Origin of the sequence: Clostridium sp. UBA1056, assembly GCA_002316385.1 — a bacterium.
Lineage (GTDB): Bacteria > Bacillota > Clostridia > Clostridiales > Clostridiaceae > Clostridium_J.
This window is the reverse complement of the sequence record DCDL01000004.1, coordinates 83,032-96,443: the sequence shown is the minus strand read 5'-3', so window position 1 is coordinate 96,443 and position 13,412 is coordinate 83,032. Positions and strand designations below refer to the sequence as shown.

The window sequence follows — 13,412 nt, the reverse complement described above, 5'->3', positions numbered from 1 at the left end:
AATTTTAATTATAAATTAAGGAGGTAAAACCATGTCAAAAAGGTTAACAGAACTTTCAAAGACCTCTGGATGAGCAGCGAAAATAGGGCCGGAGACCCTTTCAAAAATATTAGATAAATTACCTAAAATGTCAGATAAAAACCTATTGGTAGGAATAGAAACCTCTGATGATGCAGCGGTTTACAAGCTAACCGAGGACATAGCAGCTATTCAAACCTTAGACTTTTTTACTCCAGTGGTAGATGATCCTTATACATTTGGGGCAATAGCAGCTGCAAATTCACTAAGTGATGTTTATGCCATGGGAGGGAAGCCTACAGTAGCTATGAATATAGTTTGCTTTCCAAATTGCCTTGATATAGATATGTTAGGAGAGATTTTAAAAGGTGGTGCTGATAAAGTAATAGAAGCAGATGCTGTAGTGATCGGTGGACATACTGTTGAAGATGATGAACCCAAGTATGGACTATCTGTTATGGGAATAGTACATCCTGATAAAATCCTTAAAAATCACGGATGTAAGGTGGGAGATGTGCTTATATTAACAAAGCCTATAGGTACAGGAATTATTAATACAGCTATAAAAGCAGAAATTGCATCCAAGGAAGTTTATAATGAAGCTGTAAAGGTTATGACTACCCTAAATAAATACGCAGGTGAAATTATTGTAGACTATAATATAAATGCATGTACAGATATTACTGGTTTTGGAATAATGGGTCATGGATATGAGATGGCATCAGCCTCTGATATAACAATAAAACTATTTAAGGATAAGATTCCTGTTATTAAAGGTGCTAGAGAATATGCTGAGATGGGATTAGTCCCTGCAGGAACCTATAACAATAAAGGATATTTAGAGAATAAATATAAATTAGTAGATATTCCAGAATGGTTAGAAGATATTTTATTTGATCCACAAACCTCAGGTGGCTTATTAATATCTACCCCTAAGGATCAAGTTGAATCTATGATGGAAAGATTAATGGATCTAGAGATAAAATCTGCCATCATTGGAGAAGTAATTGACAAGGATGAAGTACCTCTAATTGTAGAGTAAAATTACTTATATCTTATTAAAGTAGTGTATAGGAGAAGTTATATGAATAAGGAATTATTAAGAAAACTACCTAAGATAGATGAACTTTTAAAATTTCAATCAGTAAATATGTTAATAGAAGAGAATTCAAGGACTATAGTATTGGAATCCTTAAGGGAAGCCATAGAATTTTATAGAAATGGTATATTAAAAGGAAATGTAGATAGTCTAAATACAGAGCAAGTACTAGATTTTGCAGTTCATACTCTAGAAAACAAAAATAAAATGCATCTAGAAAGAGTTATTAATGCCACAGGAACTGTTATACATACTAATTTAGGTCGTTCTCTTTTAGGTAGAAAGGCAATAGAAAATGTTCTAACAGTAGCAGGTAGCTATAATAATTTAGAATATGACATAGAAAGTGGAAAAAGAGGTTCTAGGTATTCTCATATAGAAGAAATTATAAAAAAAGTTACAGGAGCAGAAGCAGCTATGGTAGTAAATAATAATGCTGCGGCTATAATGTTAGTATTAGATACATTAGCGAAAGGAAAAGAGGCTATAGTTTCTAGAGGCGAATTAGTAGAAATAGGAGGTTCCTTTAGAATACCAGAAGTTATGAAATTTAGTGGAGCTGGATTGGTAGAAATAGGAACTACTAATAGAACTCATCTATATGATTATGAAAATAATATAACAGAAAATACCGGAGTATTTTTAAAGGTACATACATCTAATTTTAAAGTTCTTGGATTTACAGAAGGAGTATCCTTAGAGGAACTTGTAGAACTAGGAGAGAAGCACCAAATCCCAGTAGTAGAGGACATAGGTAGTGGAGTTCTAATAGACTTTACTAAGTATGGATTTACTTATGAACCAACAGTTCAAGAAAGGATAAAAAAGGGTATTGATGTAATAACCTTTAGTGGTGATAAAATGTTAGGTGGTCCACAGGCTGGTATCATTGCTGGTAAAAAGAAATACATAGATATGATGAAGAAAAATCAATTAACTAGGGCTCTAAGGGTAGATAAAATGACTTTAGCTGCCTTAGAAGGTACCTTAAAATATTATATAGATGAAAAAGAAGCAGTGGATAATATTCCATCTTTAAATATGATTTTAATGCCTAAGGAAGAAGTAAAGAAAAAATGTATACTTCTTAAGAGAAAACTTCAGAATAAAACCAAGTCCTTTAATTTCTATATAGATAGAGGAGAATCTATGGTAGGTGGAGGGTCAATGCCTACGGAAAAAATTGAAACCTATGTAATTAAGGTTACCAGCGATAAATTCTCACCTGAGGATATGGAAAGAAAGCTTAGATTAGGAGCTACTCCATTAATAGCTAGGGTTTATAGCAATGAACTAGTTTTAGATGGAAGAACTTTATTTAAGGAAGATTTTGATGAAATAGTGCAATGTTTTAGGGCTTTTGAGTAGGCTGAAATAAACCTTGTATGGATAAAAGTCGCTTTGAAAGGATGAAGTAAAATAGATGAAGCATATAATTATAGGTACTGCTGGGCATATAGACCATGGTAAAACTACATTAATTAAGGCTCTTACAGGAAGGGAAACAGATACTTTACAAGAAGAGAAAAATAGAGGTATATCCATAAACTTAGGATTTACCTACTTTGACTTACCTTCAGGAAGAAGAGCAGGAATAATTGATGTACCAGGTCATGAAAAGTTTATTAAAAATATGTTAGCAGGGATAAGTAGTATAGATGTGGTGTTACTTGTAATAGCTGCTGATGAAGGAATAATGCCACAAACTAGGGAGCACTTTGAAATATTAAAACTTTTGAACATAAAAAAAGGTATAGTAGTATTAACAAAGGCAGATCTAGTTGAAGCTGATTGGTTAGAGATGATAAAAGAAGACATAAAGGAAGAGTGTAAAGATACTTTCTTAGAAGATGCACCTATTCATGCAGTATCATCTAAGACTAAGATGGGATTTGAAGAATTAATTAAAGATATAGATGATATTACTGAAGAAGTAGAAGCAAAGGATACAGAAGGGCACTTTAGATTACCAGTAGATAGATCCTTTAGCATAAGTGGATTTGGTACAGTAGTAACTGGAACTATAATAAGTGGAAAGGTATCCTTAGGTGATACAGTTGAGATATATCCAGGTAAGGTTAAAGCAAAGGTTCGAGGGATAAGAGTCCATGATGTACCTTCAGAAATTGGAGAAGCAGGGCAGCGTTGTGCTATAAATCTTGCAAATATTAAGGTATCAGATGTACAAAGAGGTAATGTAGTAGCTAAAGAAGATATTATGGAACCATCTTTGATTATTGATTGCAAATTGTATCATATAAAAAATGCTGAAAAGTCTATAGTAAACAGACAAAGAGTAAGATTATATCATGGGACTGAAGAAATAATTTGTAGAATTGTACCTTTAGATAAAGAGGAAATTAAGCCAGGTGAGTGGGCTTATGTACAACTTAGATTAGAAAAACCAATTACAGCTCAAAGAAATGATAGGTACATTATTAGGACTTATTCTCCTATGAATACTATAGCGGGAGGAATAATAATAGAGCCTAATGCTAAAAAATCTAAGAAAATCACAGCTGAGTACTTAGAAGAATTAAAATTAAAAGAAAGTGGTAAATCCACTAATATTTTAGAAAATACAGTGAAAAACTTAAGTGATATTTATCCAGATACTTTAGCTATATTAAAGAATCTAGGAAAAAATATGGATAATATAGAATATGAGTTAGAAGCTTTAGAGACTGGAGGTAAGCTAATAAGACTAGGTGGAAAGGATAATAGTATATTCATTCACCAAGATTTCTTAAAGGATAAAACTAAGGAACTAAAAGTTCTATTAGAGAATTTCCATAAAAAGAATCCATTGAAGTTTGGAATGTCTAAGGAAGAAGCTAAAAACAAAGTATTTACTAAAAAGCTAAAACAAAAGAATTATGATGATCTATTAAATATGTTAATAGATCAGAAAACAGTAAAAGTTAGTGAGAAGTTTATAGCTTTGTATGATTTCAATGTAACTTTAAATAAAGAGCAGGAGAGAATGAAAAACTTTATAATAAATGAATATAAAAAATTAAAATTCACTCCACCTAAGTATGCAGATATAGTACAAGAAGAAAAAGATAAGACTGGATTTAAGATGGTATATGAACTTCTATTAGATGAAGAAATTTTAATTAAATTAAATGAAGATTGTACTCTTTTAAATGAAGATTATAAAGAAGCTAAAGATAAGATAAGGAATTATATCCTTGAAAATAGCTCTATATCAGCAGCTACAGCTAGAGAGCTCCTTGAAAGTAACAGAAAATATGCCATTGCTATTCTAGAGCATCTAGATAGTATAAAATTCACTAAACGTGTAGAAAATGATAGAGTAATGCATTAATAGAGAAAAAGATCAAGTATTAGCCATTTTAATACTTGATTTTTTATCTATTACATCTTATAATACCAAGTGTAGGAAATAATATGGGAGTAGATAGGTGCTGGTGTGCCTGCCGGTCTTCAAAACCGAGTTGCCGTGCTAAGACCACGACGGGTGAGTTCGATTCTCACATATTCCCGCCAACATTGAACTTACTTGGTTTAAGCAATTATTCAAGATAATTGTTTAAGCCATTTTTTTATTTTTTGAAATGTTAAACTGATATGTAGACTGTATTCCAATTGATAGCTATAGCAAAATAAAGTTGACCGTTTATGAAAATGCTGATACCATAAAATTGAGTTGGTTACATAATTTTGAATTATAAAAGCATAACAGCAATACGAATGGAGTGATTTTATGAAATATCCTTCTTTAAAAGTGTTCTTAAATTCATAGCAAAGGCTGCTATGAAGAAGCCAAGTTGTCAACATACTAAATTACTTTATAAGTAGTCTTTGCTCAAAGAGTCATTTTAGTAAGGAGGGCAAAGATATGGGGTATATTAGTGCAGAAAGCATTTTGCCAGAGAAGATAATAAAGCTAATTCAACAATATGTAGATGGTGAATGCATATATGTTCCAAGAAAAAATGAAAATCAAAAATCTTGGGGAGAAAAGAATGGGACAAGAAGTATTTTTGAGAAAAGAAATGAAGAAATCTTTTACAAATATATTGAGGGTGCTTCTATTACTGATTTAACAACAATGTATTATCTTTCCGCTAAAAGGATAAGAGAAATAATAAATAAAGAGAAACTAAAACATTTATAAAGAAGAGTGAATCTAACTATCAAAAGTTATTTTGGTGATTAGATTCACTCTTTAACTTTTTCTAATAACACTAAATATATTAGGTTATTAGGTAGGCTTAAGTTCTGTTATGAATCGTTTAGAAGGTTTTAATGTAGTAATATGAATGTTAGAATGTAGATATAACAAAGACATAAGTAATGATAAATGGAGGGGAAAATATGAAGTTTCATTGTTACATATCTCTTTAAAGCATTGTCGTTAATTTTTGTTTCTTGAGATAACTTATATCTTCTTAGGCTTTTTAATCTAATAATTCTAATAGACTAAATTTTACAATTATAGACATCTCCTATATTTATAAATAGAATTTTTTAAAATATACTAAATAATTTAAGTAAAGTATCCGATATTAAAAATGTACTATAAAATTAAAGTAGGAGGTTAACAATGAATAACTTAATACTACTCTTAAAAGCTTTCTCAACATGGTTTTACTATATAACAATATATGGACTTATATCGGTACTTATAACAGTATTAATTGTATATGGGCTTAAGACTTATTATTGGGTAAATTAGAGCTATATATAGTTATTATTAAAAGGGTTTCCTTTGACTGTAGTAACTTTTAATCAACATGCAATAAAAGTACATAAACGAATAGGATTTAAAAAGGTTAATTCTTTTGGAAGAATATCAAAGAGTGGGAAAATTGAATTTGTGATTATGATTCTATATTAAGAAAAAAAGTCAGTTAATTTGAAATCTTCTTAAATAAAGACTTAATAATAATCAATACTTTATTAAAATTACCGTATTATCCAGAAATGGATATGTAGTATTTTAGTTTTATTGAAAAATGAAATGGACTGGCCATTGGACATGATGCTTTGGCAACAGTAGTTCTTAATACACTTATTCATAAATGTAAATTTTTTAATATGATAGATGAGAATTATAAGCTTGTACATAAACAGTCAACATTTTGCAAAATAAAAGGAAAAGCTTTGGTAAAATTATTTGCCCGAATTTCTTCCAAAGTACCTGCCAGTAACATAGTTGAGATCATAAATGGCATTCACTTAACTCTATATGAATTAACCAGCATTTTAACATTTTAACTAGTTAAAATGTTAAAATGCTCCATATATAAATATTTAACTTTTTGTATAGTTATATATTTATAACTACTTCTAAGAATAAGTAATTATTTAAACACCAAAATCATCTATTAGCCAAGGAGAGTTTTCATTTTCTCTAATAAGAAAATACCACCATTCATATGTTCCACTATCCTGAGGTCCTATACCATCACGGTTATATTTTACTTCATAGTCTACCTTATAAACCTTAAGATTTTCAGAAGCTATGTTATTAATGCTTCCTCTTCCATTTCTAAGATAATTATTTCTAATGCCCTCATTCAATTCTTCATTTATGTTCACAATTTTGATGCTGCCTAAGTTATCCAATTCCCAGTCAGTATTACCTTGTTTATAATGATTTGTTAAGGTGGTTAATAGTTTATCTTTATTTTTCTCGTTTTGATATATAAAGTGATTTTCAACTACTGACTTACTATCTTCTAAAGAGTCTTGAGTAGATGAATTTCAAGCCATTAATCCAATAGAAAGTGCGATAGTAATTAAAAGTAATATGAGTTTTTTCATGATTTTACTCCTCCTAATATACTAAGTATAATATATGCGTAGAGTAGGTGGAATAGTTATGAACTTGTGGATTAAATAGGAATAAATTATATAGCTTAAACTATTAAAGTAAAAGTGCAATCACTTTAATTTGGAGATATAAATATTAAAGAAAGAGGAAGTGACACTTTGCCACTTCCTCTTTCTTTCGTATAAGCACATAGATTTGTCCCATGCCTACTTGCTATAATGCACTTAGTGAATAAGGACAAGTAGGTATTGGATAACGAATTCTAATCTTTATATGGAGAAAAACTCCATATAAAGTTAAGAATCACATTTACAAAACTTATAAATTTTAGGATTACCTAAATTATAGACAAGTAATATAAGTTTTAAACATCTCATATATAAATTTAGTAGAATAATTTAAAATATATAAGTTTTATTAAAGTTTCTACATAAAATTTGCTTATAATCTATATTACATTAATAAATATTAATGAATTTTATTTATTGAGGTTTATATATTTTAAATAATATTCCATTAATTTGAATTACAATATCTAAGGGTGGCAATGATATTACAGGGTGATATTATGGATAAATCAATGGTTCAGATATGTATAGGAGCAGTTTTCGGATGCACTATATATTTTCTATATAGATATATGGGAATCTTCCCGACTATAGGTTTTATAATAATTTATATGATTTTATTAAAGAAGGGTTTTAAGAAAACATTAGCTTTTATAGTCATGGGATTTTCTATTCTATTTTTCATAAACTGCATTATATATTTTTATGGAATAAATATAGATGAAAATGTTAAGTGTAGGATAGTAGATAAAGGAACAAATTATTATATTGGTAGTTTACAAAATAGAAGAATTAGAATTTTTTCTAATGAGGGAAGTCTTCAACTAGGAAGACAGTACATATTAAAAGGAGAATTTCAGAGAAAGGTAGACTATAGTAGAGGAATTATAGGAGATTATAATTTAATTGATTCTAAGCCTTTAAGGGAAGATCTAATATATAAGGGATATATGATAAAAAGTCAGCTTTATAATAAGCTACTGACTACTATAGATCCAGAGGGAGCTGCAATTTTACTAGCAGTAAGTGGTGGTGATGATAGTTATATCGATTATGATAAAAGAGAAGAATTTGGTGTTTTGGGTATATCCCACATAATAAGTGTATCTGGACTACATGTGTCTTTGATTTATCAAGTACTTCAAGGTATAGTTGGATATAAGCTAGCTCTAGCAATACTTTTATTTTATGTGATTTTTACTGGAGGAAAAAGCTCTACTTTTAGAGCCTTTATAATGATACTTTTATTAGTGTTAAGTCCCAAGATAAAAAAGACCTACGAAGGTGTATCAGCTCTAGCTTTTGCAGCATTTATATTACTTTTAATAAAGCCTTACTACATACTAGACATAGGTTATGTTCTTAGTTTTTTAGCAGTATTAGGGATTTTTACTTTAAATAATAAGATTAAAAGAAAGCTTTACAGGTTACCAGATTTCATATCATCATCTTTTAGCTTAACTCTTAGTTCCATGGTATTTACTACTCCCTATATAATATTAAGATTTAATAGCGTGAGCTTAGGTGGTTTCATTTCTAATCTATTATTGATTCCATTTTATACGTTTTTGTTAGTATTAGGGAATCTTCTTTTTGTGTTTAGTAGAATTCCAATAATATTTAACCTTTTATCCTTAATAACGAATTCAGTACTACTTATAATTAATACTATGGAGGAGTTATTAGCAAATATTTTACCACTACCGCTAGAATTTACTTACATAGAGGGTATCATGGTGCTTGCACTATACCTTAGTTATATCCTCATAAGAAAAGGGGTAAAGTCATTAAAGTATTTACCTATACTATTGTTTCTTTTGACTATAAAGGAACAATACATAATTTACCCTGAAATAAATTTTATAGCTGGTAAAAATACTGATATTGTAGAAATAGATTATGGAACTAAAAGAGTAATGGTTAGCCCCAAAAAGGTAAAGCTAAAGTATGTCTATGAAAATCATGGGGAATTAGATAGAATTTATGATGAATTTGAAGAGGATATAAATTTAAAGCTTTCAAAGAATTGTAGTATAAAAATAGGGGATAAGGATAATAAAATGACTTTAGATATAAGTTATAAAGGGAAAATTAGTAATATAATTATAGATAAGGACTGTGAAAAGGAGGCTGTTCAGTGCTGTTATGAAAGTAACTCTTCATCAAGAAACTCGAATTATGATATAATAAGGATTAATAGAAAAAGAGAAGAAATTAATCTAGGACATTATTATGAAAGTTACAAACTTATTGGTGGGAAAATATATCATAATTATGTTCACTAGAATAGATATTACAGTGAATTTATAGAGTGGAGGAATTTTCTTTGATAACCTTGGAACAGTTTGAAAAAGACTTAAAAGAAAATAAACTAAAGAATTGCTATATATTTTGTGGTTCAGATGAAGAGCTTATAAAGATCAGTATAAATAAAATAAGAAATTTAAAGATAGATAAAAATTTTGCTGATTTTAACTATAATAAGATTTCTGGAGATAAGATTGATATAGATAATTTAATAAATAATTGTGAAACTATACCCTTTATGAGTGATTATAGAATGGTGGAAATCTTTAGGGCTAACTTTTTAAGAGATGGAAAGGGTGAAGATAGGGCAAATGATATAGAGAACCTTAGAAACTACCTAAAAGATATACCTCCCTACACCTTTTTAATTATGTATTATGTATTTGAAGATGATAGAGAAAAGCTTAGTAATAAGGTGAAAAAGCTCCAAAATGTATGTGAGATTGTAAAAATTGATAAGCTAAAAGGTATGGGATTTCAAAGTAAAGTAAAATCCATATTTGAAGAAAAGGGAAAATCCATAGGAAAAAGTGAGCTTGGATATTTTTGTTCCATCATTGAAAATAATATGAGCATAGTGAATAATGAAATAGAGAAGCTCATTTTATATACTGAGGGAAGAGACGTTACTAGAGAAGATATAATAAAGATGTCGCCCTATGAAAAGGAGAATGATATATTTAACCTAGTATCCTACCTTTCAGAAAGAAATATAAAGGCAGCTATAGATACTTTAAATCAGTTAATATATAGAGGCGAAAAACCACCTAAAATTTTATCTATGATAGAGCGTCAGTTTAAGCTTTTATTTGCTTTAAGGATAAAGGTTGGAAAAGGAGCTAGAAAAGAGGAAATAGTAAAGGAATATAGCTTAAATCCGTATATTGCTGATAAGATGATAATTCAAAGCAAGAAGTTCTCAGAGGAAGCTTTAAAGAAGAATATAGAAATATGTATTAATACAGAAAGTGAAATTAAGAGTAAATCTGTAGATCAAAAAAATGCCATTGAAATGCTGATGGTGAAAACTATGATGAATAGATAAGAAACAAGTCGAATAATAGATAGATTCCAATAAATAAAATTTATTAATATTCCTTAGTGCAATCCAGGATTATAAGAAAATTTAATGTAGAAACTTCAATAAAACTTATATATCAAAAAAACAAATAACCGGTGGAAACACCGGTTTATTTATTAAGCAGATAATCCATTTAATTTAGCTGCTAATCTAGATTTTTTCTTAGCTGCTTTATTCTTATGTATTATGCCTTTAGAAGCAGCCATGTCAAGGGCTTTAACTACATTTTTAAAGTTTTCTTGAGCAGCAGCAACGTCGTTGCTAGCTACAACAGCTTCAAATTTCTTTATAGTTGTCTTTAAAGAAGACTTTATCATAGTGTTTCTCATAGTTTTAGCTTGAGTAACTTTGATTCTTTTTTTAGCTGACTTAATGTTTGCCATTATTAATTCACCCCCTTGTAGTTTTATCATCTCTCAGCGGCAGCTTTGGGGAAGTCTGCTTACGAGTTTCATATAACAAAAGCTATTATAACATTAAATTATAAGTACTTCAAGTAGAATTTACCTTTAACCTTATTAGTATATGAAAGAAACTTTGGGAAAAACTAAATATATAGAATAGTATATAGATAAACAATATGGAAATCCTACAAGTGAGGTGTAACAATAATGGTAAAAGAGAAAAAAACAAAAGATAAAGAAGAAGTAGTTTATAGTGTTAGGACAGACTTAGCCTTAGAAGCTAAGGAAATTTATAGTGAAAATAACCCTGGAAAATTATCAGGAGTAGAGTCAGATGAATACATAGATAATAATGTTAGGGTTACTTCTGTTAAAATATTAGACGAAAATGGAGCTAAAACCATAGGAAAACCTATAGGTAAATACATAACTTTAGAATTCCCAGAGTTTGTATATTATGATGGTCAGAGAATAATCGATGTAAGTGAAGTTATGGCCAAGGAATTATCAAAATTAATAGATTTAAAAGATGATATGATAGCCTTAGTAGTTGGCTTAGGAAACTGGAATATCACTGCTGATGCAGTAGGACCAAAGGTAGTATCAAAGATAATGGTAAGTAGGCATCTAAAGGAATATGTGCCAGATAGTATAGATGAAGGTGTAGTACCAGTATGTGCTATATCTCCAGGAGTTTTAGGACTTACAGGTATGGAAACTAGTGAGATTATAAAAGGTATAGTAGATAAGGTGAAGCCAAGTATTATAATCTGTATAGATGCTCTTGCTTCTAGAAAAACTAAGAGAGTAAATAAAACTATTCAGATAGGTAATACGGGCATAGCTCCAGGAGCAGGAGTAGGTAATAGTAGATTAGAGCTTAGTAAGGAAACTCTGGGAGTTCCTGTGATAGCCATAGGTGTACCTACAGTGGTTGATGCAGGAACTATAGCTAATGATACTATAGACTTAGTTTTAGATAGTTTAATTAAATCTTCCACTAAGGGAAGTGCTTTTTACAATATGCTTAAAGAAGTAGATAGAGATGAAAGGCAAGCCTTAATTAGAGAGGTTTTAGACCCAGATTTAGGTGGCATGGTAGTAACTCCTAAAGATATTGATAAGGTCATAGATAGTGTATCTAAAATAATTGCCAATGGCATCAATATATCGCTTCAGCCAGCTCTAACTTTGGATGATATAAACACATATTTAAATTAAATAAGCTAAGATTTAGAAGTTAATATATATTAGATAAATGTTGAACCGTCATTTACATTATTAAAATGATAGTTCAACATTTTATTTATAGCAGAAGATTACTTTTCAATAGATTATTTATCAACCTACATTAAATTTGATTTCATTTCATTTAACCCTGAGGGGTATAACCTATAAAAGTAATAAAATTTATTTTTATCTCATATACATTATTAGAATAACTAATTATACCTATGTATAACGCAAACAGGGGGGGATAAGGTGAATAACAAAAGGACGACAAATGCTGGAAAGTATTACTCTAGAGCTATGCTAATTATAATAGCAGTAGTTATGATAATATCTATAGTTCTATCAAGGTCTACACAAGCATTGGATGATAATAACTTAGAAAGTATTAATAAAACTAATTTTTTTATGAAGCTTATTGGAGAAAGTGTAAGTATTTTCAAGCCTGCAGTAAACAAGGATGATACTAAGTTTATAGGTAAATTCACATGGAATCCTTTAGAGATAGTTAGAAAAGAAATAAGCTTTTTAGATGAAGAGAACCTAAAGGATAAAACTGCCCTAGAAAATGTAAAGGAACATGCTAAGGTAGTAAAGCAGATTGCAATAAATCCATTTGAATTAACAGATACGGACGTAAATAAGGTGGAGCGATCCGTTGAAGTAATTGGAAATCCAGAGGATAATTCAAAGAAGAAAATATTAATATATCATACACATACTAATGAAGCTTATGCAGAGGGAAACAGTGGATTATCGACCACAGTAGCAGCTGTTGGAGATGAGCTTACTGCTAATCTAGAATCTTTAGGTTTTACAGTTATTCATGATAAGACTATTCATGATGCCGACTACAATAGATCCTATGAAAAGTCTAGGGTAACTCTAACCAATCATTTAAATACTTACGGAGATTTTGATCTTATAATAGACCTTCATAGAGATGGAGGACCTAAAAAGGAATATGTAACCGATACTGTGGAAAATGATTCTATAGCCAAGGTCATGTTTGTAACTACAGAGCAAGACCCAAGGTATAATGCTCATATGAATGCTTTAAATTCCATTATATCCATAGGAAATGACACTTATCCAGGTTTAATCAGGGAAAGAAGCATATTTACCTATCCTAGTGGAATTAGCTACTACAGCCAAGATTTAAGTGATAATGCAATTTTAATGGAAGTAGGAGCTGATACTAATACTCTTCAAGAAGCTAAAAATTCTATGAAGTATATGAGTAGAGTAGTTGCACAGTATTTAAATTCAAGATAAAGAAGAGATAGATGTTGAAGGGGCTTTCGTAAAATAAACTAATCTAAAAGAAATGTTGAGCATGCCCATATATTATTAATGTTCAGCCGTTTCGGAATATTGATTTACTAAAGTATTTATTCAA

The 13,412-nt window shown here is 29.8% G+C and carries 10 protein-coding genes, 1 tRNA gene and 1 pseudogene; 10 read left to right on the top strand and 2 right to left on the bottom strand.

The features are described from left to right. Positions 1-31: 31 nt before the first annotated feature. The 6 genes from selD to B3W71_RS01445 all read left to right on the top strand — a co-directional run bounded on the left by selD (position 32) and on the right by B3W71_RS01445 (position 5,822). Positions 32-1,060 carry a selenide, water dikinase SelD gene (selD, locus tag B3W71_RS01470; protein WP_346887162.1) on the top strand — a complete coding sequence of 343 codons (1,029 nt, stop codon included), beginning with the start codon at positions 32-34 and terminating at the stop codon, positions 1,058-1,060. A gap of 42 nt (positions 1,061-1,102) precedes the next feature. Beyond that, positions 1,103-2,485 carry an L-seryl-tRNA(Sec) selenium transferase gene (gene selA, locus B3W71_RS01465; RefSeq protein WP_346887161.1) on the top strand — a complete coding sequence of 461 codons (1,383 nt, stop codon included), beginning with the start codon at positions 1,103-1,105 and terminating at the stop codon, positions 2,483-2,485. Between the two features lie 55 nt (positions 2,486-2,540). After that, entirely contained in the window at positions 2,541-4,448 is a 1,908-nt protein-coding gene (gene selB / locus B3W71_RS01460) for a selenocysteine-specific translation elongation factor (protein WP_346887160.1), read from the top strand. 85 nt (positions 4,449-4,533) lie between these two features. Then, positions 4,534-4,630: transfer RNA gene (locus tag B3W71_RS01455), tRNA-Sec, on the top strand. A 352-nt stretch (positions 4,631-4,982) separates the two neighbouring features. Further along, positions 4,983-5,261, top strand: coding sequence for a CD3324 family protein (locus B3W71_RS01450; protein ID WP_346887159.1), 279 nt, complete (start codon positions 4,983-4,985; stop codon positions 5,259-5,261). Between the two features lie 429 nt (positions 5,262-5,690). After that, positions 5,691-5,822 (top strand): hypothetical protein, encoded by a 132-nt coding sequence (locus B3W71_RS01445; protein WP_346887158.1) that lies wholly within the window; start codon positions 5,691-5,693, stop codon positions 5,820-5,822. A gap of 632 nt (positions 5,823-6,454) precedes the next feature. Here the strand turns inward: B3W71_RS01445 and B3W71_RS01440 are convergent. Further along, positions 6,455-6,808: pseudogene (locus B3W71_RS01440) on the bottom strand (DUF4829 domain-containing protein); the annotation flags it as partial. Positions 6,809-7,491: 683 nt separating this feature from the next. Between B3W71_RS01440 and B3W71_RS01435 the strand changes: the two are divergent. Together B3W71_RS01435 and holA are read left to right on the top strand one after the other, a co-directional pair. Next, positions 7,492-9,276 (top strand): ComEC/Rec2 family competence protein, encoded by a 1,785-nt coding sequence (locus B3W71_RS01435; RefSeq protein ID WP_346887157.1) that lies wholly within the window; start codon positions 7,492-7,494, stop codon positions 9,274-9,276. Positions 9,277-9,317: 41 nt separating this feature from the next. Continuing rightward, positions 9,318-10,343, top strand: a complete 1,026-nt coding sequence (holA, locus tag B3W71_RS01430) for a DNA polymerase III subunit delta (protein WP_346887156.1) — start codon at positions 9,318-9,320, stop codon at positions 10,341-10,343. Between the two features lie 152 nt (positions 10,344-10,495). On the opposite strand, the gene rpsT is transcribed toward holA, so the two are convergent. Continuing rightward, positions 10,496-10,762, bottom strand: coding sequence for a 30S ribosomal protein S20 (gene rpsT / locus B3W71_RS01425; protein WP_346887155.1), 267 nt, complete (start codon positions 10,760-10,762; stop codon positions 10,496-10,498). 228 nt (positions 10,763-10,990) lie between these two features. Between rpsT and gpr the strand changes: the two genes are divergently transcribed. Together gpr and B3W71_RS01415 are read left to right on the top strand one after the other, a co-directional pair. Next, the gene (gpr, locus tag B3W71_RS01420; RefSeq protein ID WP_346887154.1) at positions 10,991-12,004 is read left to right on the top strand and encodes a GPR endopeptidase; all 1,014 of its coding nucleotides are present in this window, start codon (positions 10,991-10,993) and stop codon (positions 12,002-12,004) included. 261 nt (positions 12,005-12,265) lie between these two features. Next, entirely contained in the window at positions 12,266-13,288 is a 1,023-nt protein-coding gene (locus tag B3W71_RS01415; protein WP_346887153.1) for a stage II sporulation protein P, read from the top strand. Positions 13,289-13,412 lie beyond the last annotated feature (124 nt).

Bases quoted from the DNA above. Each gene is read 5' to 3' on its own strand.
- selA (WP_346887161.1), top strand. From the start codon at position 1,103: ATGAATAAGGAATTATTAAGAAAACTACCTAAGATAGATGAACTTTTA.
- selB (WP_346887160.1), top strand. From the start codon at position 2,541: ATGAAGCATATAATTATAGGTACTGCTGGGCATATAGACCATGGTAAA.
- B3W71_RS01450 (WP_346887159.1), top strand. From the start codon at position 4,983: ATGGGGTATATTAGTGCAGAAAGCATTTTGCCAGAGAAGATAATAAAG.
- B3W71_RS01445 (WP_346887158.1), top strand. From the start codon at position 5,691: ATGAATAACTTAATACTACTCTTAAAAGCTTTCTCAACATGGTTTTAC.
- B3W71_RS01435 (WP_346887157.1), top strand. From the start codon at position 7,492: ATGGATAAATCAATGGTTCAGATATGTATAGGAGCAGTTTTCGGATGC.
- rpsT (WP_346887155.1), bottom strand. From the start codon at position 10,762: ATGGCAAACATTAAGTCAGCTAAAAAAAGAATCAAAGTTACTCAAGCT.
- gpr (WP_346887154.1), top strand. From the start codon at position 10,991: ATGGTAAAAGAGAAAAAAACAAAAGATAAAGAAGAAGTAGTTTATAGT.